Here is a 24,034-nt window from a genome sequence, read left to right on the forward strand (position 1 = left end):
TGCTGGTCAGACGGGGATGCCGTCGACGGTGAGGTCGAGGCGTTCGGTGTAGAAAGCGATGCGCCCTTCGATGGCGATCACGTCGGTCTTCGGGGAGCCGTACGTCCACGCGATGTCGTCGAGTCCGCCGTCGGCGAGACTCCAGTACTGCGTGGTGTGTCCCTTGTATGGACACTCGGTGACGGTGTCGCTGGTGGTCAGCGGCGCAAAACGGACGTCCTCCGGAGGGAAGTAGTAGCGCGGGAGGAGCCCGGTCTCGTAGACGACGACAGTGTTGCGGCTGTCGGCGAGGACCACGCCGTCGCGGGAGACGGTGACGTGGCGGCCGCTGGGGAGCGCATCCACTCTGCTGTACGGGTCGCGGGGGTGTGCGAACACCGGCTGCTCCTCCTCCAGCCACTGGTCGAGCACACCGGGGAACCAGCTGACGCCGAGGAACCCGCTGAGCTCTGGCACGTCCCAGCTCCACGCCGCGTGGCGCACGACCCGGTCGCCGACCCGGAGGTCGTACCACTGGGCCGGCGTGCGACGCGGCCGGTAATAGCCGAGGTCGGTGTCCGGGGCATCGGTCTCGACGAGGAGGTCGGTGCGGACGTCGGCGAGCGGGAACCCGTACTCCGGCACCTTGTGGCGCGGTTCCCAGACGAGGATCTGACGGCGACTGTCCACCACTGCGGTGTCGCCGATGTAGCCGCGGACCCAGCGCTCGCTCTGCTGGAAGCTCCACGCGGTGGGGTATGCGGGGAATCGCTGTACGAGGGTCTCTGTGACCGTCGGCAGCCAGGACTGTTCGGTAGGCATGGAGGGCATCCAATTGCCTGGTCGTCGGTCATGGCCACCGTCGGCGTCATAGAACGACATGTCCGTCACATCTCGCAACACATCGAGCGGATCGTGGACATGGCGTGAATACAGTGGCGGCTCCCACGACGCGAACCACCGTAAGTCGTCGAGAACCGAAAGAAACGGAGACCTGGTGTCCCAACGAATCGTCGACGTGCCCCTCCAGCTCGGCCTCTTCGCCCACTTCGCCGATGAGGCGAGCGAGGCAGAGTCGTACCGCGAGTTCCTCCGCCTCTTCGAGCACGCCGAGGAGGCGGGGTTCGGGTACGCCTGGGTGCGGCAGTTTCACTTTCGGAGCGCAGGCAGCACACGGTCCGGCGGTCTGCCGTCGCCGTTCGTCCTGCTGGCCGCGCTCGCCGCGCGCACCAGCACCCTCCGGCTCGGGACGGCGGCGATCACGTTGCCGTTGGAGAGCGCCGTCCGGGTCGCTGAGGATGCGGCCGTGCTCGACGCGATCAGCGGAGGGAGGGTGGAGCTCGGCGTGGCCAACGGGTTCGGGCCTCCCGGCACCACGGAGGCGCTCGGCCGCGCGCTCCCCGAAGACCGGGATGCGCGGCGCCGTGCGTTCCTCGCCGCGGTGGACACGCTGCTCGGCGCGCTCAGGGGCGACGCCTTGACGCCGGACGGTCACACTCTCGCTCCGACCGCGCCCGGGCTCGCCGACCGGATTTGGGAGGCGACGCTGACGGCGGAGAGCGCCCGCGCGGCGGGCGAGAGCGGCTACGGCGTGCTCGTCGGCTCCACGCAGACGGTGCCGGCGGAGGTCACCGCCGAGGCGTATCTTGACGGCCTGGGGGACAGGGCGGAGCCGCGGCTCGGGCTCTCGACGCTCATCCGACCAGGACGCAGCCGCGAAGATGCGTTGCGCGCCGCCGAGGAGGGCATCGAGCGCAAGTGGGCGTGGGGCAAGGACTTCCTGCCCCCGGCGACGACCCTCGCGGAGAAGGCGGCATCGATCGGGCTGCACTACGGCACGACGGACGACATCGTCGAGTCGATCGCGACGCATCCTGCCTTCCGGTACACCACTTTGTTGCAGGTGCAGCTCGAGCTCGTCTACGCCGGGTACACGGAGCGGCACGATGCGATCGAGCAGATCACGCGGGAGATCGCTCCGGCGCTCGGCTGGTCTTCTCCGGTGCTGGCCGGGGTCGCCGGATGAGCGCGCGGCACCCGCTGGTGCTGGGCGCAGGGATGTTCTATCCGGGAGGGGAGCACATCACCGGATGGCGTTCCGCCGCCGCAGAGCCGACCCGCTATCTCGACCTCGACTACTACGTCGAATTCGCGCGCACGGCGGAGGACGGCCGATTCGCCACCGTCTTCCTCGCCGACGAACTATATGTCTGGGACCGCTTCGACTCCGGGGTCGACCACGGCGTCAACATCCGGCCGGAGCCGCTGACGCTGCTCGCCGCCCTCTCGCAGCTGACGTCGAAGATCGGCCTGGCCGCGACCATCTCCACCACGTACAACGAGCCGTATCACGTGGCCCGCAAGCTGGCGTCCCTCGACTATCTGAGTGACGGCCGCGCAGCCTGGAACCTCGTCACCAGTGCCAGCGACGAGGAGGCGCGCAACTTCGGCAGGGACGCGAACCTCGACCATGCCGTGCGCTACCGGCGCGGCGAGGAGTTCGTCGACGTCGTCCAGGGCCTCTGGGACAGCTGGGACGACGACGCCTTCCCTCACGACAAGTCGACCGGCATCTTCGCCGACCGCGACAAGGTGCACGTGCTCGACCACGAGGGCGAGTTCCTGTCCGTTCGCGGCCCGCTCAACATCGCCAGGCCGCCGCAGGGTCACCCACCGCTGTTCCAGGCCGGGGCGTCGGAGGCGGGGCGGGCTCTCGCCGGCCGGACGGCGGATGCCGTGTTCACGCTCGGCTCCGACGATCTGGTTGCGGGCGCGCGGCTCTACCGGGACTACAAACTGCGCGCACGGCGGGCCGGACGCGACCCGGAGGACCTGAAGGTCCTCCCCGCGCTGCAGCCGATCATCGGTCGCACGCTCGCCGAGGCGGAGGAGAAGCTGCGGCTGATCGAGGAGCTCACCCCGGAACAGGTCGCGCTCGACCTGCTCTCGCACTGGCTGGGGGAGGACTTCGGCGGACGCGACCTGGACGAGCGGTTCGAGTTCGACGCCGACCTGGCCGGCTTCAACCAGTCCAAGTCGCTCTACGCCTCCATCGTCGCGCTGCTGCGCGAGCGCGAATACACGCTCCGCGAACTGTACCGCGAGGTGCTCCGACGGCGGTTCGTGCTCGGCACACCGGATAGCCTGGCCGACCGCCTCACCGAGGCATACACCGAGCGGGCGGCGGACGGGTTCATCCTGATGTTCCCCACCCTGCCCGACGCCCTGACCGACTTCGTCACCGAGGTCGTCCCGCGTCTCACCGACCGGGGCGTCTACCCGGCGGAGTACGCGGGCGACACCCTCCGCGAGCACCTCGGGCTCGCCAGACCAGACAGCAGGTACGCCGCATGACCCGTCGCATCCACCTCGGCGCGTTCGCCTTCCACCCGGGTGGCGCGCACGTCACCGGCTGGCGGCACGAGACCGCACGGCCAGAGCGTCACCTGACCATCGACCACTACCGGCGGTTCGCGCAGACCGCCGAGCGCGGGGTGTTCGACACGATCTTCCTGGCCGACGGCCTCTACTTCTGGGACCGTCACCCGTCCGGCGTCGATCACTACGGCCAGCTGCGACTCGAACCCCTCACCCTGCTGTCGGCGCTCGCCGTGCACACCACCAGCATCGGCCTCGCCGCGACGATCTCGACCACATACAACGAGCCGTACCACGTGGCCCGCGCGCTGGCATCGCTCGACCATCTCAGCGGCGGCCGCGCAGCCTGGAACCTCGTCACCTCCCGTTACGACGAAGAGGCGCGAAACTTCGGCGGAGACAGCCACCTCGACCACTCCCGCCGCTACGAGCGCGGCGCGGAATTCGTGAGCACGGTCGAGGAACTCTGGGACAGCTGGGCGGACGACGCCTTCCCCGCCGACAAGCAGAGCGGCATCTTCGCCGACCGGAGCAGGCTGCGCACCGCCGACCACCGGGGCGAGTTCTTCACCGTGCGCGGCCCGCTGAACATCGCCCGCCCTCCGCAGGGGTATCCCGTGCAGTTCCAAGCGGGAGGTTCGCCCGCCGGACAGCACCTCGCCGCCCTGACCGCCGACGCGGTGTTCGCCAGGTACAGCACGCTGCCGGATGCGCAGGCCTTCTACCGCGGGTTGAAGGACCAGGTCGCCGACGCCGGCCGCGATCCGGGAGCGTTCCACATCCTGCCGACGCTGCAGCCCGTGGTCGGCCGCAGCAGCGCCGAGGCGGAGGACCTCGCAGACGAACTGCTCGCCTCCACACCGGATGCGCTGATCGTGGAGGACGTGTCGCACTCGATCGGCCAGGATCTGACCGGCCGGTCGGCAGACGAACCGTTCGACTTCGCTCCGGACACCGACACCTCCAACGAGTCACGCTCGCCCAACCGACGCGTGGACGTGCTTCGCGCCGGCGGCGCCACGACACCGCGCGAGGTGTACGCGCGGACGTTCCGCGACGCGGTCGTTGTCGGCACGGGACCGGAGGTCGCCGACATCATCCAAGAGCGGGTGGAGGCGGACGCGGCCGACGGCTTCATCGTCCAGTCGCTCACCCTCCCGGACAGCCTGGAGCGGTTCGTCGACCTCGTCACCCCCGAGCTGCAACGGCGGGGCCTCACCCCGGAGCGCTACGGGCCCGGGACGCTTCGGGACCGGCTGGGGCTGGAACGACCCGCGCGGGTCGTTCCAGCCTGACGACGGCTCAGAAGTCCGACAGGTTGGTCAGGATTCCGCCGTTGCCGTATTCCGTGCGGAGCACGCCGCGACGCCGCAGGATCGGGACGAGCTCGTCGAGGTTCCTGTGCAGTGTGACCGGATGCAGATCGCCGGAGAAGATGAAGCCGTCGTTGTCCGCCTCGTCCCCGAACTCCTCGATGAAGTCGGCAATCTGCTCCGCTGTGCCTACGAACCCCTGCCGCTCGGTGATCCTGCCCTTGACCGTCTTCGGTGTGATGAGGTCGCGGAGCGTGACGCCGTCGCGGATCCCCTGCTTGCCGAACAGCCCCTTGATGGTGCCCTGCGAGACGTGCTCGCCGAAGATCGACGCGTCGAACGGCTCGTCCAGCGAGAGTGCGGTGAGGTCGGTCTCCAGGTCGCTGGACTGTCCGAGGAGCACCGAGTACAGCTCGTCGTCGGTCGGGTGCTTCGACGCCTCGACGACGCGATCCGCCTCCTCGTCGCTCGCGACGATCTCCGGCTTGAACACGAACAGCACTTTGATCGAGTCTGGATCGCGTCCGGCGGCGATCGCCGCCTCGCGGACCTTCCTGCGGTAGTCGCGGACGCTCTCGACGTCGAGCGGCGCGAGGGCCAGCTGTACGTCGGAATGGGTGCCGGCGAACGCGATCCCGCGCGGAGAGCCGCCCGGCGACACGATCGCCGGATCGCCGTTCGAGAACGGCGCAGCGTTGAGCGGTCCTGTGAGGCTGAAGTACTCCCCGTGGTGCTCGAACGCCCTGATCTTCGAGCCGTCGGCGTAGTGGTGGGTTCGCGCATCCTGGATGAGCGCGTCGTCGTCCCAGCTGTGCCAGAGGCGGCGGATCACGGTCAGCCACTCCTCCGCGCGGTCGTACGCCGCGTCGTGACCGAGTTGCGGCAGCCCCAGGTGCCGCGCGCTGCCGACATCGGTGACCACGTTCACGCCGAGCCGGTCGTCGCTGAGGTGGTGCAGCGTCGCGAACTGCCTGGCTGCGACATACGGAGGGTATGCACCGGCGTTGATCGTCGGGGCGACACCGATGTGTTCCGTCGCATCCAGCAGGTACGGCGAAAGGATGAGCGGGTCGTGCTTGGGGCCGCCGTATGCCTGCCGCACCCGCAGGTCGATCGTCTCGGGGAAGCCGAGCGAGAGCGCGTCCTCGATGATGACCAGGTCGAGCCCGGCCTGCTCCAGCTCGCGCGCGGCGTGCTGGTAGAGCCGGGGTTTCGTCCAGTCGTAGTTCCAGTCGTAGGACGGGTGACCCCACCCCTGCGGGCCGAACCCGCGCGAGAAGAACCAGCCGAAATGCTGAAGCCTTGCCATGTCTTCTCCTCAGTTGGCCGCGGTTGCGACGGCGATGGCGACAGCAGCTGCGACGGCGGCGGCGGCGGCGGGGACGGTTGCGGGCGCAGGCGCGGCTCCGGCTTCGGCTGCGACGAAGCCGAGCGACAGGTCCGCGATCAGATCGTCGGTCTCCTCCAGGCCGATCGAGAGGCGCAGCAGCCCGTCCCCGATCCCGATCGTCTCGCGCGTGCCGCCACTGAGGTGGGCGTGGGTCGTCGACGCCGGGTGCAGGATGAGCGAGCGCACGTCACCGATGTGCGTCATCCTGCTGAACAGCCGGACCGCATCGTAGAAGCGTCGAGCGGCAGGCTCCCCTCCCGAGAGTTCGAAGCCGACGATGGCTCCGGCGCCGCGCGGCAGATACTGCAGGGCGAGTCCGTGCGAGGAGTGCGAGGCGAGCCCGGCGTAGTCCACCCGCTCGACCCCCGGCTGCGCCTCGAGCCAGCGCGCGACCGCGAGCGCGGTGTCCGACTGTTTCTGCACCCGCAAAGAAAGTGTCTCGACACCCTGCTGGATGAGGAATGCGTTCATCGGGGACAGCACGGGTCCGAACAGCGAAGCGACGACGGCCCGCGAGAACGCCACGAACGCCCCGGCGCCGTGGGTGTCGACGTAGCTCGCACCCTGGAGCCACGCATCCGGACCGGTCAGGTGCTCGAACGGCGACGACGCCCAGTCGTAGCTGCCCTGGTCGACGACCACGCCGCCGAGCGCGGAGCCGTGACCGCCCAGGAACTTGCTCGCGGAGTGGACGACGATGTCGGCGCCGTGCTCGCCTGGCTTGAGGAGATATGGCGTCGCGAGGGTGTTGTCCACCACCAGCGGGATGCCGTGCCCGTGGGCGATTCCGGCGAGAAGCTCGATGTCGAGGATGTCGTTGGACGGGTTCGCGATCGACTCCCCGAACAGCAGCCGCGTGTTCGGGCGGAGCTTGCGCCGCCACTCTGCGGCATCGCGGGGATTGTCGACGAACTCGATGTCCAAGCCCAGCCGCCGCAGGCCGTCCTCGAAGAGCGCCCGCGTCCCCGAGTACACACTCTGCGCGGAGAGGATGTGATCGCCGGCCTTCGCGAGCCCGACCACCGCGACGGTGATCGCCGCCTGCCCGCTGCCGACGGCGATGGCCTCCCTGCCGCCCTCCAAGGCGGCGATGCGCCGCTCCAGCGATGCGGTCGTCGGGTTGCCGTGGCGGCTGTACGTGTACCCGGCGCCCTCCGTGACGAACCGCTCCCCGGCATCCTCGAAGTCGTCGAACTCGAAGCCGGCCGTCAGGTAGATGGGCGTGACCCTGGCGCCGTGGGCGGCGTCTCGCGCCTCTCCGGCGTGAATCTGGGCTGTGGCGAAATGGGGCATTGGCACATGCTGCACTCCCAGCCCTGCTCGGCAAAGCGTGTGTTTCGCAAAGCTACGCGGGCGGCGCACGTTGCCGGCTCGCCGTCCGGACGGCACTCACGTTTTCACCCCCGCACGATCTGCGTCATGAGCTCGCCCGATCGAGTCGTCTCGCGTTTTCGGATGGCGTCGGCCAGGCGTACGTGGAGCCGGGCGTCCGCTGGGGCGTCGCGCCACCGCACCTGGGCGCGCGGGGTTCGTTCCCGCAGTGCCTCGCGCAGCACGGACTGGAGGCGGACGAACATACTGTTGCCGCTGGCCGCGATGACCATGCTGTGGAAGGCGGCGTCTGCTTCGAAGAACGCAGCGGCGTCGCGACGTGCTGCCGCGGCTTCCAGTTCCTGGGCGATGGCGACAATGGTGGTGGCATCGTCGTCGGGTCGGCGCAACGCCGCGGTGCGGGCGGCGGCGGGCTCGATGGCGAGGCGGAGTTCCAGGAGCTCGCCGATCTGCGCGGCGTGGTCGGCGGAGTCGAGTCGCCAGCGGACCACGTCTCCGTCGAGTGTGTCCCAGTCGCTTATCGGCGCCACGGTGAGACCGACGCGCTGGCGGGCGACGAGGAGGCCGAGCGAGACGAGCACGCGGGTCGCCTCGCGAACGACGCTGCGGGATGCTCCGGTCTGCTCCATCGCCCAGTCCACGTTCACGATGCGGCCGGGCGGGAGGTCGCCGGAGATGATCGCCAGGCCGACCTGATCGAGCACCCTGCGATATGCACGTCCTCCTTCGGCGGCTGGGCTCGCGCTCATGCCTGTGACACGGGTGAAATCACGAGTTCGTCGAATCGCACGTGTGCCGGCGCGTCGATCACGAAGCGGATGCTTCTCGCCACGTCCTCCGGTTGCAGCATCGCCGCGCGGGCGTCGGCCTGCGGCACCTGAGGACGGTGCTGAAGAAAGCCCGTGTTGACGTCGCCGGGGCAGAGGTGGCAGGCCCGCACACCGTCCTGCGACTCCTGAGCGTTGAGCGTGCGGCTCAGTGCCGAAAGCCCGGCTTTGCTCGCGCTATACGCCACGCCGGCGATCGGGTTGAATGCCCAGGCCGAGTATGAGGAGACGAACACGACGACGCCGTGGGTCTGCCGCAGGTGGGGGAGGGCGGCGTCCACTGCATGCGCAGGGCCGACGAGGTTGGTCTGCACGATGTCGTCGAACGTCGGGAGGTCCTGGTCGTTCCAGCGTCGCTCCGGCGCGTTGAGGCCGGCCGCGAGTACGACCGCGTCGATGCGACCCCAGACTTCGACGATCCGCAAGACCGTGGAGCGGATATCGTCGTCGGACGCGGCATCGCCGGGCGCGACGAGTGCGTCGCCGCCGTCGGCGCGCACGGCGTCGGCGGTTGTCTCCAAAGTTGCGGCGCGGCGGCCGGAAAGGACGACCCGCCAGCCGGACCGTGCAGCTTCGATCGCGGTCGCGCGACCGATTCCAGAACCCGCCCCAGTGATCCACACCACCCGGCGTTCATCGTTCGAACCCATCGCGAACCTCCCTGATCCTCGCTACGCTGTGGTCAATAGTATGACTTTTGGAGGTCACATGCTTATCGACTTCGCCGGGCAGGTCGTTATCGTCAGCGGGGGAGGCCGTGGCATCGGCCGCGGGATCGCGGAGCGGTTCGTCGCAGAGAACGCAACCGTCGTGGCGCTGGACATCGGGTTCGACGAGGGGTTGTCGGGTGTCCGGAGGCTCGAGTGCGACGTGACGGAGACCGCAGCGGTGCGAGCGGCGATCGAGACTGTCGAAGCCGAGTTCGGTCGCATCGACGTGCTCGTGAACAACGCAGGCATCAACGTGGAGGGGGAGGTCGAGACCCTCGACCCTGAGCGCTGGCGCGCGTGTTTCGACGTGAATGTCTTCGGGGTGTTCGCGCTGTCGCAGGCCGTCGTCCCCGCTATGAAGCGGGCGCGACGAGGGCGGATCATCAACGCAGCCTCCTTCGCCGCCGTCATCCCGAGCGTCGGCGCGGCCGCATACGGTGCATCCAAGGCGGCCGTGGTCCAGTTCACCCGTGTGCTTGCGTCGGAGCTCGGCCCCTGGAACATCACGGTCAACGCGTACGCGCCCGGGATGATCCCGACCGCGATGAACGGGTTCGAAGCCCTCCCGGAAGCGCGGCAGAGCCGTCTGCTCGACACACTGTCGCTGCGTCGGTGGGAGCGGCCCGAGGATGTCGCTGACCTGGTGTGCTTTCTCGCGAGCGACTTCGCCGGCTACATCACCGGCACGATGGTCGACGTTTCGGGCGGCAAGTTCGCGACGCAGATCCCGAGCGTCGCTCACGAGCAGGCGCGGTAGTGACCGCGGCGCCGGTGGTCATACACACGGAGGTCGCGGTGGAGGCCGCGGCGGAACATGCTGAGGGACCACTTTGGGACGCGCGCGATGACAGCCTGATGTGGGTGGATCAATATCGGGGAATCGTCCGTCACGCGATGGTGTCGGCCACTGGGGCGCTCGTGGAGGGGAAACCGTTTGAACTCGGGATGCCTATCGGTGCGATCGTGCCGGCCCAAGACGACGGCTGGCTTGTAGCGGCTGGTCTTGGCTTTCACCACCTCGCCAGCGACGGTGATCTCACGCTGATCACCGACGTCCTGCCTAACGATGGTGTGCGCCGTCGCATGAACGACGGCAAGCTCGATCCGCTGGGCCGATTCTGGGCGGGATCGATGGCGTTCGACAAGACGCCTGGAGCCGGAGCCCTCTACCGACTCGACGGCGATCAGTCCGTGCTGATGCTCGACGGCGTCACAATCTCCAACGGCCTGGCGTGGACGGCCGACGGCGACACCCTGTTCTATATCGACACCCCGACGCAGACAGTCCGCCGGTTCGATGTGACGCCGAACGGGTTGGACGGCGGCGAGGTCGTCATCCGCATCCCACCTGAAGACGGCGCGCCCGACGGTATGTGCATCGACGACGACGGGTGCCTGTGGGTCGCGCTCTGGGGAGGCGGTGCCGTGCAACGTTACAGTTCTGCTGGCCAATTGCTCGCCCGTATGGAAGTCCCCGCCACCCAAGTGTCCAGCTGCTGCTTCGGAGGCCCAGACGGATCCACGCTCTTCATCACGACCTCTAGCGAGGGCTACGACCGTCAGGCGCCGGAGCGCGACCCGCACGCAGGCAAGGTGTTCGCGGGACGGCCGGGTGCCCACGCGTCTCCTGCTGGAATCAGAGGATCGCGTTAGGAAAGAGTGAGAACGGTCGCCCGGTGCTGTTCGCGCATCCCGATCATGAACGTACCGGGTTCTCTAAGAAGGCTGACGCGCTGAGGCCCTGGGCGAGCGTCGTTCTGCGGAGCATGCGAAGGGGCGAACAGTATTTGGGTATCGCGCAACCCGTCGCAACCCGCAACCTCGGGGGACCGGAGTTGTGAGGCAGGCCGGTTCCTCGGACCCGGTCATCCGCGAGAAGTGTCACCAATGGGATTGGGGTGTCACGGTCTGTGAGAGATGTCATTGTCGGTGGTTCCGCGTAAAATCAAGGCAGAGCAAAAAAACTTCGAAAACACTACATGTAGTGGAATGACAATCGTGTCATTCGGGTTATATAGTGGGTGAACACCGCAAGACGCGGAGCAACGAGACTTCTAGGGGAGGCCATCATGGACTACGAAAGCGACAGTGTTGGCGGCTACTCGGTTCCCGTCGACCCCATGGATCTGCTGCAGTGCGACAGCTGCCAGTAGGCAGCAGCACCAGTACGAGAACCCCGACGGCTTCGGCCGCCGGGGTTCTCTCTTTTTCGCCCCACCTACCTCCCTAAGCCATCGGGGCGGAGACGCGCATCCGTAGAATGGGCTGGTGGCAGTGAACCCAGAGTTGCAGGGGCGGACGTTCGCCCCGACTAGTCCTTATCTCGTCGGGCGGGAGAAGATCCGCGAATTCGCGCGGGCCGTCCTCGCCACTGATCCGATCAGCTTCGACGTGGAGGCGGCGCACGCCGCCGGCCATGCCGACCTGGTGGCGCCCCCGACGTTCCCCGTGGTGGTGCAGGAGCAGACGCTCGCGCAGCTGCTCGCCGAACCGGACGCCGGCATCGACTTCAGCAGGGTGGTCCACGGCGATCAGCGGTTCAGCTACACGCGTGCCGTCGTCGCCGGCGACGAACTGACCGCCACGCTCACCGTCAGCAGTGTCAAGTCGCTCGGGGCGCACTCGATGGTCACCGCGGAGTCTGTGATCGTCGACGCGGCGGGAGAGCATGTCGTCACCGCCGTATCCACCCTGGTCGTTCGAGGAGACGAGTGATGCCCGAGTTCGACACCCTCTCCGTCGGCGACGTCGTCGCCGAGCAGAGCTACCACCTCACCCGCGGCACCCTCGTGCGCTACGCCGGCGCCTCCGGCGACTTCAACCCCATCCACTACCGCGACGACGTCGCCACCTCCGTCGGGCTGCCGGGCGTCATCGCGCACGGGATGCTCACCATGGGCCTCGCTGTGCAGCCGGTCGTCGACTGGGCAGGCGACCCCGCCCGCGTCGCCGACTACCAGGTGCGCTTCACCCGCCCCGTCGTCGTCGACCCCGCCGACGGCGCCGACGTCTCCGTCATCGCCAAGGTCGGCCAGCTGGATGCGGACGCCCGCGTCGCCCGCATCGACCTCACCGTGACTTTCGACGGCGCGACCGTGCTCGGCAAGGCGCAGGTCCGCGTCACGTTCGCCTGATGCCGGACCAGACCCCCGCGCTCTCCACGCTGACCACCATGCAGGTGGGCGGCGTGCCGGAACGTCTGATCGAACCGCCCACCCGCGACGACCTGATCGCGGCCGCCCTCGACGTGTGGGCGGACGGCGAGGAGTGGGCGCTGCTCGGCGGCGGCTCCAACACCGTGGCGGGCGACGACGGATTCGACGGCACGGTCATCCGGGTGGTCACCCGCGGCATCGAACTCCTCGATGCCCCTGCCGGGCGCATCCGGTTGCGGGTGCAGGCGGGCGAGCCGTGGGACGCGCTCGTCGCACACACCGTGCGCAACGGCTGGTCGGGCATCGAAGCATTGTCCGGAATCCCCGGTTCGACCGGCGCGGCGCCGGTGCAGAACATCGGGGCGTACGGGCAGGAGCTCGAGTCGGCGTTGCTCGGCGTCGAGTTCCTCGATGCGGGCACCGGTGAGCTGCGCGCCATGGGCCGCGGCGACCTGCGGCTCGGCTACCGCACGTCTGTGCTCAAACAGGGGATGCGCGGCGTGGTCCTGTCCGTGGTCCTCGAACTCGAGGACGGCAACCAGCCCGGCGGTCTCGGCGCCCCGCTCAGCGCTCCCATCGCGTATGCACAGCTTGCGGACTCGCTCGGCGTAGCGCTCGGCTCCCGGGTGCCGGTCGCCGAGTTGCGGCGCGCCGTGCTCGCTCTGCGTGCTTCCAAGGGGATGGTGCTTGACCCGGACGACCAGGACTCGGTGAGCGCCGGGTCGTTCTTCACCAACCCGATCGTGTCCGAGAACTTCGCCCGCTCGCTGCCCGCCGCCGCTCCACGCTGGCCGGTGACCCCGCCGGAGCCGGATCGGGTGCTCGGCCTGGAGGCGGGCGGTGTGTGGCCTGGCGACGTCCCGGGCCTGGCAGGCGGCCCGTACTCGGTGAAGCTCAGCGCCGCCTGGCTGATCGAGCAGTCGGGCATCCGGCGTGGCTTCTCGCTGCCGGGCTCCCGTGCGGCGATCTCCAGCAAGCACACGCTCGCGATCACCAACCGCGGAGGCGCGAGCGCCGCCGACATCACCCAGCTCGCCTCCTACGTGCAGGCTCGCGTCCAATCCGAGTTCGGCGTCATCCTGCACCCTGAGCCGATCCTCCTCGGAACCTCTCTCTAGCGCCGCTACGAGCGCAGCGCCGCCGCGAACGGCAGCACCGCCGACGCACCCGCTCGCCGGAGCGCGCGCCCGGCGACGGTGATCGTCCACCGGCTGTCGACCAGGTCGTCGACCAGCAGCACCGGCACGCCCTGCGGCAGATCGAGCGCGTCGGCCGAGAACCGGTTCCACACCGATGACAGCCGGAACGCGCTGTTGCCTCCCGCTTCGCCCACCGGGCCGCCGTCCACCACGTCGAGCGTCCCGGCGAACGGGAGGCGCCCGGCCTCGGCGAATCCGCGGGCCAGCGTCTGCACGAACTGCGGGCGCCGCCGGGACGGCATCGCCACGACCGCGGCGGGACGCTCCGCCCAGTTCCAATCGCCCAGCACCCGGATGCACGCGGCCAGCAGCGCGGGCGGGCACGCCTGGTCGGCGGCGTCGGCGCCGAGGAGCTCCCGGAGCGGCCCTCCCCAGCCAAGGTCGGTGAGCCTCGCGAGCGCGCGGCCCGGTTCGAGCTGCTCGTCGGCGGCGATCTTGCCCTTCACGGTCACGCCGAGCCGGTCGGCTCCGGTCGGCCACAGCTTGCGCGGCTCGATCTCGACGCCGACCCTGTCGAGCGCCGTCGCCACGGAGGAGCTCGCAGCGGCGTCGATCGCAGCCGGATACCACGTGCCTGCGCAGTTGTCGCAGCGGCCGCACGGTTGCGCCTCCGGATCGTCGAGGGCGCGCTGCAGGAACATCATGCGGCACTGGTCCGTGGACTCGTACTCGAGCATCGACTGCTGCTCTGCGGTGCGGGCGGCGGCGATCCGCTCGTAGCGTTCGCGGTCGTACGTCCACGGGACGCCCGTGCTGATCCAGCCCTTCGCCACCCGCTTGACCGCTCCTTCGACGTCGAGCACCTTCAGCAGCAGCTCCAGCGTCGACGGCTTGAGGTCCACCTGGCTCTCCAGCGCGCGCGTCGACTGCGGTTCGTCGTGCAGCGCGCCGAGCACCGCGTCCGCTTTCACCTCCGACGGCATGGAGGCGGTGGCGAAGTAGTCCCAGATCGCCCGGTCCTCCTGGCCGGGCAGCAGCAGCACGTCGGCGTTATCGGTCGCGCGCCCTGCGCGCCCGACCTGCTGGTAATACGCCACCGGCGACGACGGCGCGCCCAGGTGCACGACGAACCCGAGGTCGGGTTTGTCGAAGCCCATGCCGAGCGCGCTGGTCGCGACCAGCGCCTTGACCTCGTTGCGTTTCAGGCGACCTTCGAGGTCTTCGCGCTCGGCCGTGTCCGTCTGGCCGGTGTATGCGTACGTCTCGTGCCCGGCCTGCCGCAGCAGCCGGGCCGTGTCTTCCGCGGCGGAGACGGTGAGGGCATAGACGATGCCGCTCCCGGGGAGGTCGGCCAGATGGCTCACCAGCCAAGCGAGACGTGCCCCGGCGTCTGGCAGGGTGAGGACGCCGAGCCGGAGCGAGCGCCGGGCGAGCGGCCCGCGGATGGTGAGCACCTGCTCGTGGCTGCCGGTGCCCATCTGCTCGGCGACGTCGGCCACCACGCGCTCGTTGGCCGTGGCGGTGGTCGCGAGCACAGGGACGCCGTCCGGCATCGCGGCGATGAGGTCGCGCAGTCGCCGGTAGTCGGGGCGGAAGTCGTGCCCCCAGTCGGAGATGCAGTGCGCCTCGTCGATCACCAGCAGTCCGCTGCGCGCGATGAGGTCGGGCAGGAACTCGTCACGGAACTGCGGGTTGTTGAGCCGCTCCGGGGAGACGAGCAGCGCATCCACCGTGTCGTCGCGGAGGCGTTGGGACACGTCGTCCCACTCATGGCGGTTGGCGGAGTTGAGGGTGACCGCGCGGACTCCCGCACGTTCGGCGGCGGCGACCTGATCCCGCATCAGCGCCAGGAGCGGGGAGACCAGGATGGTCGGCCCTGCCCCGCGCGCCCTGAGCACCATCGTCGCGACGAAGTACACCGCCGACTTGCCCCATCCCGTGCGCTGCACCACCAGGGCGCGCCTGCGTTCGTCGACGAGTGCCGAGATCGCCTCGAACTGCCCGTCGTGGAATTCGGCCTGGGGATCGCCGACCAGGGCGCGGAGGGTGTCGACGGCCTGGTCTCTGGTGGTGGTGCTCATGGACACATCGTTTCAGAGAGCACCGACGCTGCCGAGCCGGGGGGTGCAAACCGGTGGAGAACTCGCGGCTGTGGAAAACCGGACGGGAGCGCGGACGCGAGTGCGAACGGCCGACCTACGCCCCGTCCTTCCGGATCCACCGGAACGTCAGCCGGCACACTACCAGCCCGGCGACCAGCCAGATCAGCAGCACCACGGCCATCCACCCCAGTTGCCAGCTTCCGCTCGGCTCCTGCGCCTCGAACGACGCGGGCAGGAACACGCTGCGCATCCCCTGCGCGATCCATTTCAGCGGGAAGATGCTCGCGATGTTCTGCAGCCACGTCGGCAGCAGATTGAACGCCAGATACACGCCGGAGATGAACTGCAGCACCAGCACGATCGGGATGATCACGGCCGTCGCGCTCTTGCCCGTCCGGGGCACGGAGGACAGCGCGATGCCGAGCACGGCCGACGTCACGATGCCGAGTGCGTAGATCCACGCGAACCGCAGCCACAGCGCGGGGTCGGTGGGCAGCGCGACGCCGAACACCAGTCGTGCCATCAGCAGGAGCAACCCGATCTGCAGGATGCTCGTGGCGATCACCTGCCCCATCTTCCCGATGAAGTACGAGACGACGGGCAGCGGGGTGCCGCCGAGACGTTTGAGGGTGCCGTCGCTCTTCTCGACGGCGATGTCGACGGCGAGGTTCTGCACGCCGGACAGCAGGATGCCTGCGGCGATCATCCCCGGCAGATAGTAGGCGGCCTGGGTGATCCCACCCGACCCGTCCGGGTTGGCGCCGACGTTTCCGAGCCCCTGGAACGCCACGGAGAAGATCCCGAGCATGACGACCGGGAACAGGAAGGTGAAGAAGATCGTGTCCGCCTGGCGGAAATAGGTGAGCACCTCGTACCGGATGCGGACGAAGCCGAGCGACACGGTCCTCATGCTGCCGCCCCCTTCGACGAGGCAGCCCCAGCAGCAGCCCCAGCAGCCGAGCCAGTCGACGCCGCCGCTTCCTCCGCCGCCTGCACCAGCCCCAGGTACACGTCCTCCAGGCTCGGCCGGATCACCTCCAGGTCCCGCGGCTCCCCACCGGTCTCGGCGGTCAGCCGGGCGACCACCGCGGCCGGCGTCTCCGTGCGCTCCTCGTGCAGCTGCCCGTTCGCATCCCGCCACCGCACGATCGGGATGCGCGCCCCCCGGTCGCCGATGGTGTCGACGGCTCCGATGTCGATCAGCTCACCGCGAGCGATCACGGCGACCCTGTCGCTGAGCTGCGCCGCCTCGTCGAGGTAGTGGGTGGTGAGCAGGATGGTCGTCCCCTCCTTCTTGAGGTCGCGGATCAGCTGCCAGAACTCGCGCCGCGCCTCCGGGTCGAACCCGGTCGTCGGCTCGTCCAGGAACAGCAGCTCCGGCCGTCCGATCACCCCGAGTGCCACATCCAGTCGCCGCCGCTGCCCGCCCGACAGGTTCCGGATGCGCACCTTCGCCTTCTCCGCGAGACCCACCGCCGCGATCAGCTCGTCCACATCCCGCCTGGCCGGGTAGAACCGCGAGAAGTGCGCGACCTGCTCCCGCACGGTCACATCGGCGGCCTCCGCGCCGGTCTGCAGCACGATCCCGAGTCGCGCCTTCCACTCCGACCCGCCGCGATGCGGGTCGATGCCGAGGACGCTCACCTCGCCGCCGCTGCGATCCCGGTAGCCCTCGAGGATCTCGATGGTGGTGCTCTTGCCTGCACCGTTGGGACCGAGCAGGGCGAAGGTCTCGCCCTGCTCGATGTCGAAACTCACGCCACGCACGGCCTCGAACTGTCCGTACGACTTCCGCAGATCTCGGACGACGACGGCAGGACCGCCGGAAGGGCTGCTGCTCATGCACTCATCATGCCCGTCGGCGGCGCTGAGCGCTCCTCACTCCGCCGAGAACGGCGAGGACGACGATGATCCCGCCCGCCACCGCGAGCCCGAGCGCCCACGCGCTCGCCGGGGTGAGGGAGGCGAACCACACCTGCGCGGCGATCAGCCGGTCGCGGGCGGAGAGCACGGCGAGCGTGCCAGCGGCGAAGACGATCAGGATGACGCCCCAGACGACGCCGCCCCACCGGATCTGGCTGCGGCCGGTGGATGCGCGGGGCTGCTGCTGCGCGCCCCATCCGGTCGTCTGGTCGATCACGACGGTCGGGATGGCGTCCGCGTTCGGAGCGATGTGATTCGTGGTGTCGTTGTTCGTGCTGTCGCTCATCGTCCCTGCTCCTGTGTATTGATTCGGGCGTCGCTGATGCGGGCGTCGCTGCTTTGGGCGTCGCTGATCTGGGCGTCGTTGAGCTGGGCGCTCATCGACGAGAAGTGGACGCCCTCGAAGACGAATGGCTTATCGCGCGGCACCCACCCGGAGATCAGCGTCGCGACGGCGAGCACGATCCCGAGGAAGATCAGGAACCCGCTCCTGCGCCTGGCGAGCCCCGCGATGAGCACCGCGACGCCGAAGACCAGCGTCGCTGCGGCCAGCGCGGCCGTGACGCCGTAACCGGTCAAGCCGGTCGCGGGCTCCCAGACCGCGGAGACCACCGCGGCGGCCACGAGGGCCAGGCCGACGGTCGCCCAGCCGAACGCCGCACCGACGCGCGGGTTGGCCGCGCGGAACGCCCGGCGCTGAGCGGCGGCCTCGGCGGTGGCTGCGGCTGCCTGCGCCCGCATCTCCGCCGCTCGCTGACGCTTGACGGCGCGCATGTCCTCGTCGAGCCTGGCTTTCCACTGTGCGTGCTCCGCCTGCCAGGAAGCGTGACGGGCGCGCCAGTCTGCGACGTCCTGCGTCGACGCCCCGACGGTCGGCGCAGGCGGCTCGGTCGGCTCTGCGGTGGTGTCGAGGGCCGGCTTGCCGGCTACGGGATCGAGGGGGACGGTAGGAGCGTCCGGCGTCGCGCCTGCCTCCGCGCTCGCAGGCTCAGGAACAGTGGATGCTCCCGCCGCGGCGGCCACCCAGACCCCAGGACCCGGTGCGGCGGAGGCGGAAGCGTCGGCAGCGGGGGTAGCGGACTCACTGGCACTGGCACTGGCACTGGCACCGGTACCGGCACCAGCACTGGCACCGGCGCCCGTCCCGCGGTTCGCGCCCCACGCATCCCGGCCCCAGTTGCCGCGCACCGCCCAGACCACGAGACCGGCGATGAGCGCGAGCACGATCAGTGTCCAGAGCACCCGGCCGATCACGTCGCCGAGCGAAGGCGACCCCCAGAATCCACCGTTCGCCCACCAGATCCCCGGCGCCCACGGCAGCAGAGACAACAGGGCGAGCACGCCGATCCCGACGATGGCCGGCTGGAAGTCGCCATCGAACAGCCGCTGCAAATGGATGCGGTTCTCCCTGTCCGGCAGGAGCGCCCACGCCGCCGCGTAGAGGAGGAGCATCGGTGCGCCGAGGATCGCCGCGACGACGACGATGCCGCGTACGATCAGCGGGTCGATGCCGATGCGGTTGGCGACGCCGGCGCACACGCCGCCGAGCCAGCCGTCCGAACGCACGACGCCGAGGCCGCGCATCCAGTCGAAGAACGTTCTGCCGCGCCCGGAGAGGCCGCTGGTGGGGCCGCCGTACGGCGCGCCAGGGGTGCCGGGAGGGGGAGGTGTTGGGGAGTCCTGCTGTGACATGCTTCGATCCTGGCGCTGACCGATGGTCCGCCGATATCGGGTATCACCCTGAGTCGCCCCTGATTCCCGGCGGCCGGGGTGTCGGGGACGGGCGGAGTCTGCTTGGATTTCACCGTGACCGACACGTTCGCGCCTGACAGCGCGCCCGCCGCCCGCCCTCCGAGGGTTCCACTGGCGCGCCCGCGAACGTGCGAGTTGAGCGGGGTGAGCGTCGCGCTCGCCGACCATCTCGGCTGGCCGGTCGCGATGGTGCGCTGGCTGTTCGTCGCTCTCGGGCTCGTCGGCGGCGCCGGGGTGCTCCTCTATCTCTGGCTGTGGGCGCTCACGCCGCTCCGGCCCGCGACGGCCGCCGACCCGCAGGAACGCGTGGTCCGCCGCATCCCGGTGTCGTGGCTGCTGCTCGGGATCTCCGGGGTCGCCGGTGTCGCGGCCGTAGCGCTCGCCGCTGCAGGGTCGTCGCCGTTCGGGCTGCTCGCCGCGATTGGCACGAGTATCCTGGCGGCCGTCGCGTGCGTCGCCTGGGATCAGCTGGTCGACGCGGGGGACGCGGCGCGCGGACCGGTCGCGTCCCGCACGCTGCGCATCGCCGCGGGCGCGTTCCTGGTCGTGATCGCCGTCGCCCTGAGTTCGCTGGTCGACAGGGCGGGCACGGGCTGGCTCTGGCTGGGGATCATCGCCGCCACGTTCGCGGGAGCGGCCGTGCTCGTCGGGCCGTGGGCGCTCCGGCTGTGGAGGGAGCTCATCGCCGAGCGGACGGCCCGCATCAAGCAGGAGCAGCGTGCCGAGATCGCCGCGCACCTGCACGACTCCGTGCTGCAGACGCTCGCCCTCATCCAGAACAGGGCGGGCGCGTCGAGCGAGGTCGCCCGCATCGCCCGAGCCCAGGAGCGGGAGCTGCGGGAGTGGCTGTACGCCGACGCCGCCGACGACCGGGATGCGCAGGTGCGCGACCTCGCCTCCGAGCTGCGGTCCACCGGTGCGGCGCTGGAGGTCGACAATCCGGTGCACTTCGACATCGTGACGGTCGGAGAACCGGTCGAGCACGCGCCGTCCGACCTCGCCGCCGCAGCGCGCGAGGCCATGCTGAACGCGGCCCGTCACGCCGGCGGCGACGTCTCCGTCTATGTGGAGAGCAGGGCGGGCGGTGTCGACGTCTTCATCAGGGACAGAGGACCCGGCTTCGACGTCGATGCGCTTCCGGAGGGCAGACTGGGAGTGCGCGAGTCCATCATCGGCCGGATGCGCAGGGCGGGCGGTCACGCGACCGTCACGTCGCGCGACACCGGCACAGAGGTCCAGCTGAGCATCGAGTACGCGAACGAGGCACCATGACAGAGCAGCACGAGCAGGGCGAGCACGACGAGCGGCACGCGCAGGGCGAGCAGCGGGCGCACGGCGGGCAGCACGCGGCGACACACGAGGACGCGCCCGGCGCATCCACTGAGCCCGGCGCATCCACTGTCGCCCCGATCACCGTCGTGATCGTCGACGACCACTCCATCTTCCGCTCCGGCCTGCGAGCCGACCTCGACGACCGCCTCTCGGTCGTCGGGGAGGCCGCCGATGTGGATGCGGCGGTCGCCGTGATCCGCGAGGCTCACCCCGCGGTGGTGCTCCTCGACGTCCACCTTCCGGGTGGGGCTGGCGGCGGGGGAGCGGAGGTCGTCCGCAGGACCATCGCGGAGTGCCCGGACACCCGTTTCCTAGCGCTGAGCGTCTCCGACGCCGCCGAGGACGTCGTCGGCGTGATCAGGGCCGGCGCCCGCGGCTATCTCACCAAGGGCAGCTCCGGCGGTCAGGTGAGCGACGCCGTCGTCGGCGTCGCGGGCGGGGACGCCGTGTTCTCGCCGCGGCTGGCCGGTTTCGTCCTCGACGCGTTCGGCGCGGCCGCAGGCGAGCAGGCGGAGTCCACCGATGAGCTCGACCGTCTGTCGGCGCGCGAACGCGAGGTGATGCGCCTGATCGCCCGCGGATACTCGTACAAAGAGGTGGCGGCCGACCTGTTCATCTCGATCAAGACCGTCGAGAGCCACGTCTCCGCCGTCCTCCGCAAGCTGCAGCTCTCCTCCCGCCACGAGCTCACGGCCTGGGCGCTCGAGCGCAAGCTGCTCTGACACGCCGCGCGACTCGTGCGAAAAGTGCGGTTACGAGGACGGCACCGCACTTTTCGCACGAATCGTGGATGCGCAGGGCGCGCGCGGGCCGCGCAGCGGCGCTCAGCGCGCGCCGAAGAGGCGCTGCAGGCGGCGCACGCCCTCGAGCAGTTCGTCGTCGCCGAGCGCGTACGACAACCGCAGGTAGCCGGACGGCCCGAAGGCCTCGCCGGGCACCGCCGCGACCTCCGCCTGCTCCAGGATGAGGTCCGCCAGCTCCAGCGACGTGGTCGGCGTCACGCCGCCCCAGGTCCGCCCGAGCAGTCCGGACACGTCCGGGTACACGTAGAACGCGCCCTGCGGCGTCGGCGTGCGGATGCCGTCGATCGCGTTCAGCTCGGCGACGATCGTCTGCCGCCGGCGGTCGAACGCGAGCCGCATCTGCTCCTCGGGCTCCTGCGGACCCGTCAGCGCTTCGAGGGCCGCGCGCTGCGAGATGTTGGAGACGTTCGACGAGAGGTGCGACTGCAGGTTGGCCGCCGCGGCGATGAGGTCGGCGGGCCCGGCCATCCAGCCCACCCGCCAGCCGGTCATCGCGTACGTCTTGGCGACGCCGTTGACCAGGATGGTGCGGTCGGCGAGCGCAGGCACCGCCTCGACGATCGACAGGGCCTTCCCGCCGTCGTATGTGAGGTTCTGGTAGATCTCGTCGGCGATGACGAACAGCCCGTGCTCCTCCGCCCAGCGGCCGATCTCCTCGACCTGCTCCGGCGGGTACACGGCACCGGTCGGGTTCGACGGCGACACGAACAGGAGCACCTTCGTGCGTTCCGTGCGGGCTGCTTCGAGCTGGTCGACGGTGACCAGGTAGCCCTGGTCTGCTCCGGCGAACACGTCCACCTGCACGCCGCCGGCGAGCTTGATCGCCTCCGGGTACGTCGTCCAGTACGGCGTCGGCACGAGCACCTCGTCGCCGGGGTCGATCAAGGTGGCGAACGCCTGGTACACGGCCTGCTTGCCGCCGTTGGTGACGACGACTCCGGATGCGGGGACGTCCATCCCGGAGTCCCGTCGCGTCTTCTCCGCGATCGCCTCCCGCAGCTCCGGCAGACCGGCGGCGGGGGTGTACCGGTAGTTGCGCGGGTCGTTCACGGCCGTCAGCGCCGCATCCACGATGTTCTGCGGCGTCACGAAGTCCGGCTCGCCGGCGGCGAAGCTGATCACGGGTCTGCCCTGTGATTTGAGGGCTTTGGCCTTCGCATCCACTTTGAGCGTCGCCGATTCGGCGATGGATGCGATGCGTCGGGAAATGCGCTGCTGTCCGGTCACGGTGCCCAACTTTACAGTCCGCCCCACGTCACATACACTTGGTCGCGGTAGTTGAAATCTGCCAAGCTTTTTTGCGCCCTTTTTCACTGAGGACGGCCGGCGGATCTGCCTCTCGCAGAGGAATCTCCGAGTGGGATCGGCTAGCCTTGTTCGAGAAGGTGCGCGGGAAGGCTCCGCGATTTCGCTTTCATAGGGCGGTGGCTCAATTGGTAGAGCAGCGGTCTCCAAAACCGCAGGTTGCAGGTTCAAGTCCTGTCCGCCCTGCAAGTCGTCACTTCAGGTGACGACCCACGAAAGGTGTAACAAGGTGGCCCGAAAAGTTATCGACGAGCCGAGCGAGGAAATCGTCGCCAACGCGAAAAAGGACCGCGCCGCAAAGCGTGGACCCTTCGCTCGGATCGCTCTGTTCATCCGCCAGGTCATCGGCGAGCTCAAGAAGGTCGTCACCCCGACCAGGAAAGAACTCTTCAGCTACACCGGGGTTGTTCTCGTCTTCGTGGTGATCATGATGGCGCTCGTGTCCCTGCTCGACTGGGTCTTCGGGCTCGGCGTCGTCTGGGTCTTCGGAAACCCGACCTGATCCAGCGCCTGAGTCACGGCCTTCCCGAGCCGGCCGACCGGCCACCGACAGAAATGGAATGAATTCAGTGTCTGAGACAAATCGCGACGACGTGGACTGGGCGACCGCAGCCGAGCAGTCCTCCGAAGACGATGAGGCGCAGACCGGCAACGTTCTGGCCGGTGAAGAAGAATCGGTCGACGCCGCTGAGCACGAAGCTCTGCACGTCGTCGCAGAAGACGGAACCGAGATCGACCTGGATGCGGTCCTCGACGCGATGGCCGAGGCTGTCGACCCCGAGGCCGACCGCGCCGTCGACGAGGCCCTCGAGGTCGACGACGACCAGGAGGCGGAAGCCGCCGTCGAGGCCGTCGAAGACGAAGACGAGGCAGCGACCGACCCGTACGAGGAGTTCCGCGCCGAGCTGCGCAGCAAGATCGGCAAGTGGTACGTCATCCACTCATACGCCGGGTTCGAGCGTCGCGTGAAGTCCAACATCGAGAACCGCATGGTCTCGATGAACATGGAGGACTTCATCTTCGAGGTCCAGGTTCCGATGGAAGACGTCGTCGAGATCAAGAACGGCCAGCGCAAGATGGTCAACCGTGTGCGCATCCCCGGCTACGTGCTCGTGCGCATGGACCTCAACGAGGACAGCTGGTCCGTCGTGCGTCACACGCCGGGTGTCACCGGCTTCGTCGGCAACGCGCACAACCCCACCCCGCTGCGCTTCGAAGAGGCCTTCTCGATGCTGAAGAGCCTCGTGCAGATCGAGGCCGCTCCGGTCAAGGGCGCCGCGAAGGGCCAGAAGGCCGCACAGCGCGTCATCCCCGCCGAGGTCGACTTCGAGATCGGCGAGACCATCACGATCAAGGAAGGCTCGTTCGCGGGCCTGCCCGGTTCGATCAGCGAGATCAAGCCGGAGAGCGGCAAGCTCACCGTCCTCGTCTCCCTGTTCGAGCGTGAGACCCCGGTCGAGCTCAGCTTCGACCAGGTCACCAAGCTCTAACGGAATAAGAGCCGACAGCCCCTGGTTTTTTAGATCACCGGGTCTCGGACAGGCCGAGAAACCGGGAGAGCCGTTCGGGATTCATCCTGAACGCTCGAATACAC

Annotated in this window: 23 protein-coding genes and 1 tRNA gene; 13 read left to right on the plus strand and 11 right to left on the minus strand. The window is 69.2% G+C overall.

Annotated elements, in window-relative coordinates:
* Window positions 1–6: 6 nt before the first annotated feature.
* Complete coding sequence (locus AC37TH_RS07505; protein WP_490763710.1) at window positions 7–801, minus strand: DUF427 domain-containing protein; 795 nt, start codon at window positions 799–801, stop codon at window positions 7–9.
* A 175-nt stretch (window positions 802–976) separates the two neighbouring features.
* Here AC37TH_RS07505 and AC37TH_RS07510 point away from each other — a divergent pair, with 175 nt between their 5' ends.
* From AC37TH_RS07510 to AC37TH_RS07520, 3 genes are read left to right on the plus strand one after another with little or no spacing between them, the layout of a single operon-like run.
* Window positions 977–2,005, plus strand: a complete 1,029-nt coding sequence (locus AC37TH_RS07510) for an LLM class flavin-dependent oxidoreductase (protein ID WP_490763711.1) — start codon at window positions 977–979, stop codon at window positions 2,003–2,005.
* A complete protein-coding gene (locus AC37TH_RS07515) occupies window positions 2,002–3,333 on the plus strand; it encodes an LLM class flavin-dependent oxidoreductase (protein ID WP_490763712.1) in 1,332 nt (443 codons plus the stop codon). The genes AC37TH_RS07510 and AC37TH_RS07515 overlap by 4 nt, the downstream gene beginning before the upstream one ends.
* Entirely contained in the window at window positions 3,330–4,652 is a 1,323-nt protein-coding gene (locus AC37TH_RS07520; RefSeq protein WP_490763713.1) for an NtaA/DmoA family FMN-dependent monooxygenase, read from the plus strand. The genes AC37TH_RS07515 and AC37TH_RS07520 overlap by 4 nt, the downstream gene beginning before the upstream one ends.
* Window positions 4,653–4,659: 7 nt before the next feature.
* Here AC37TH_RS07520 and AC37TH_RS07525 read toward each other — a convergent pair whose 3' ends face one another.
* The 4 genes from AC37TH_RS07525 to AC37TH_RS07540 all read right to left on the minus strand — a co-directional run bounded on the left by AC37TH_RS07525 (window position 4,660) and on the right by AC37TH_RS07540 (window position 8,869).
* Window positions 4,660–5,979, minus strand: coding sequence for an NtaA/DmoA family FMN-dependent monooxygenase (locus AC37TH_RS07525; protein WP_490763714.1), 1,320 nt, complete (start codon window positions 5,977–5,979; stop codon window positions 4,660–4,662).
* 9 nt (window positions 5,980–5,988) lie between these two features.
* Window positions 5,989–7,353, minus strand: coding sequence for an O-acetylhomoserine aminocarboxypropyltransferase/cysteine synthase family protein (locus tag AC37TH_RS07530; protein ID WP_490763715.1), 1,365 nt, complete (start codon window positions 7,351–7,353; stop codon window positions 5,989–5,991).
* Window positions 7,354–7,457: 104 nt separating this feature from the next.
* Complete coding sequence (locus AC37TH_RS07535; RefSeq protein WP_490763716.1) at window positions 7,458–8,141, minus strand: FadR/GntR family transcriptional regulator; 684 nt, start codon at window positions 8,139–8,141, stop codon at window positions 7,458–7,460.
* Window positions 8,138–8,869 carry an SDR family oxidoreductase gene (locus AC37TH_RS07540; RefSeq protein WP_490763717.1) on the minus strand — a complete coding sequence of 244 codons (732 nt, stop codon included), beginning with the start codon at window positions 8,867–8,869 and terminating at the stop codon, window positions 8,138–8,140. The genes AC37TH_RS07535 and AC37TH_RS07540 overlap by 4 nt, the downstream gene beginning before the upstream one ends.
* Before the next feature lie 58 nt (window positions 8,870–8,927).
* Here AC37TH_RS07540 and AC37TH_RS07545 point away from each other — a divergent pair, with 58 nt between their 5' ends.
* The 5 genes from AC37TH_RS07545 (at window position 8,928) to AC37TH_RS07565 (ending at window position 13,202) form a co-directional block, all read left to right on the plus strand.
* Complete coding sequence (locus tag AC37TH_RS07545) at window positions 8,928–9,686, plus strand: SDR family NAD(P)-dependent oxidoreductase (protein WP_490763718.1); 759 nt, start codon at window positions 8,928–8,930, stop codon at window positions 9,684–9,686.
* A complete protein-coding gene (locus AC37TH_RS07550; protein ID WP_490763719.1) occupies window positions 9,686–10,582 on the plus strand; it encodes an SMP-30/gluconolactonase/LRE family protein in 897 nt (298 codons plus the stop codon). Before AC37TH_RS07545 ends, AC37TH_RS07550 begins: the two co-directional genes overlap by 1 nt.
* A 615-nt stretch (window positions 10,583–11,197) precedes the next feature.
* Window positions 11,198–11,644, plus strand: a complete 447-nt coding sequence (locus AC37TH_RS07555; protein ID WP_490763720.1) for an FAS1-like dehydratase domain-containing protein — start codon at window positions 11,198–11,200, stop codon at window positions 11,642–11,644.
* Window positions 11,644–12,063: a MaoC family dehydratase gene (locus AC37TH_RS07560; RefSeq protein WP_490763721.1), complete on the plus strand. Its 420-nt coding sequence runs from the start codon at window positions 11,644–11,646 to the stop codon at window positions 12,061–12,063. The genes AC37TH_RS07555 and AC37TH_RS07560 overlap by 1 nt, the downstream gene beginning before the upstream one ends.
* Window positions 12,063–13,202 carry a UDP-N-acetylmuramate dehydrogenase gene (locus tag AC37TH_RS07565; protein ID WP_490763722.1) on the plus strand — a complete coding sequence of 380 codons (1,140 nt, stop codon included), beginning with the start codon at window positions 12,063–12,065 and terminating at the stop codon, window positions 13,200–13,202. The genes AC37TH_RS07560 and AC37TH_RS07565 overlap by 1 nt, the downstream gene beginning before the upstream one ends.
* Window positions 13,203–13,207: 5 nt before the next feature.
* Here AC37TH_RS07565 and AC37TH_RS07570 read toward each other — a convergent pair whose 3' ends face one another.
* From AC37TH_RS07570 to AC37TH_RS07590, 5 genes are all read right to left on the minus strand, one after another.
* Window positions 13,208–15,304: a RecQ family ATP-dependent DNA helicase gene (locus AC37TH_RS07570; RefSeq protein ID WP_490763723.1), complete on the minus strand. Its 2,097-nt coding sequence runs from the start codon at window positions 15,302–15,304 to the stop codon at window positions 13,208–13,210.
* A gap of 115 nt (window positions 15,305–15,419) precedes the next feature.
* Window positions 15,420–16,235, minus strand: a complete 816-nt coding sequence (locus AC37TH_RS07575) for an ABC transporter permease (protein ID WP_490763724.1) — start codon at window positions 16,233–16,235, stop codon at window positions 15,420–15,422.
* The gene (locus tag AC37TH_RS07580; protein ID WP_490763725.1) at window positions 16,232–17,167 is read right to left on the minus strand and encodes an ABC transporter ATP-binding protein; all 936 of its coding nucleotides are present in this window, start codon (window positions 17,165–17,167) and stop codon (window positions 16,232–16,234) included. Before AC37TH_RS07580 ends, AC37TH_RS07575 begins: the two co-directional genes overlap by 4 nt.
* A 7-nt stretch (window positions 17,168–17,174) precedes the next feature.
* Window positions 17,175–17,534: a hypothetical protein gene (locus tag AC37TH_RS07585; RefSeq protein WP_490763726.1), complete on the minus strand. Its 360-nt coding sequence runs from the start codon at window positions 17,532–17,534 to the stop codon at window positions 17,175–17,177.
* Entirely contained in the window at window positions 17,531–18,940 is a 1,410-nt protein-coding gene (locus AC37TH_RS07590) for a PspC domain-containing protein (RefSeq protein ID WP_490763727.1), read from the minus strand. Before AC37TH_RS07590 ends, AC37TH_RS07585 begins: the two co-directional genes overlap by 4 nt.
* Window positions 18,941–19,054: 114 nt before the next feature.
* Here AC37TH_RS07590 and AC37TH_RS07595 point away from each other — a divergent pair, with 114 nt between their 5' ends.
* Complete coding sequence (locus AC37TH_RS07595) at window positions 19,055–20,272, plus strand: ATP-binding protein (protein WP_490763728.1); 1,218 nt, start codon at window positions 19,055–19,057, stop codon at window positions 20,270–20,272.
* Window positions 20,269–21,054: a LuxR C-terminal-related transcriptional regulator gene (locus AC37TH_RS07600; protein WP_490763729.1), complete on the plus strand. Its 786-nt coding sequence runs from the start codon at window positions 20,269–20,271 to the stop codon at window positions 21,052–21,054. The genes AC37TH_RS07595 and AC37TH_RS07600 overlap by 4 nt, the downstream gene beginning before the upstream one ends.
* A 102-nt stretch (window positions 21,055–21,156) precedes the next feature.
* Here the strand turns inward: AC37TH_RS07600 and AC37TH_RS07605 are convergent, their stop codons facing one another.
* Complete coding sequence (locus tag AC37TH_RS07605; protein ID WP_490763730.1) at window positions 21,157–22,362, minus strand: pyridoxal phosphate-dependent aminotransferase; 1,206 nt, start codon at window positions 22,360–22,362, stop codon at window positions 21,157–21,159.
* A 191-nt stretch (window positions 22,363–22,553) separates the two neighbouring features.
* Here AC37TH_RS07605 and AC37TH_RS07610 point away from each other — a divergent pair.
* The 3 genes from AC37TH_RS07610 (at window position 22,554) to nusG (ending at window position 23,930) form a co-directional block, all read left to right on the plus strand.
* Window positions 22,554–22,626 (plus strand) — tRNA-Trp (locus tag AC37TH_RS07610).
* A gap of 43 nt (window positions 22,627–22,669) precedes the next feature.
* Complete coding sequence (gene secE / locus AC37TH_RS07615) at window positions 22,670–22,942, plus strand: preprotein translocase subunit SecE (protein WP_490763731.1); 273 nt, start codon at window positions 22,670–22,672, stop codon at window positions 22,940–22,942.
* A gap of 67 nt (window positions 22,943–23,009) precedes the next feature.
* The gene (gene nusG, locus AC37TH_RS07620) at window positions 23,010–23,930 is read left to right on the plus strand and encodes a transcription termination/antitermination protein NusG (RefSeq protein WP_490763732.1); all 921 of its coding nucleotides are present in this window, start codon (window positions 23,010–23,012) and stop codon (window positions 23,928–23,930) included.
* Window positions 23,931–24,034: the final 104 nt, after the last annotated feature.

The organism is Leifsonia sp. McL0627, assembly GCF_058244615.1.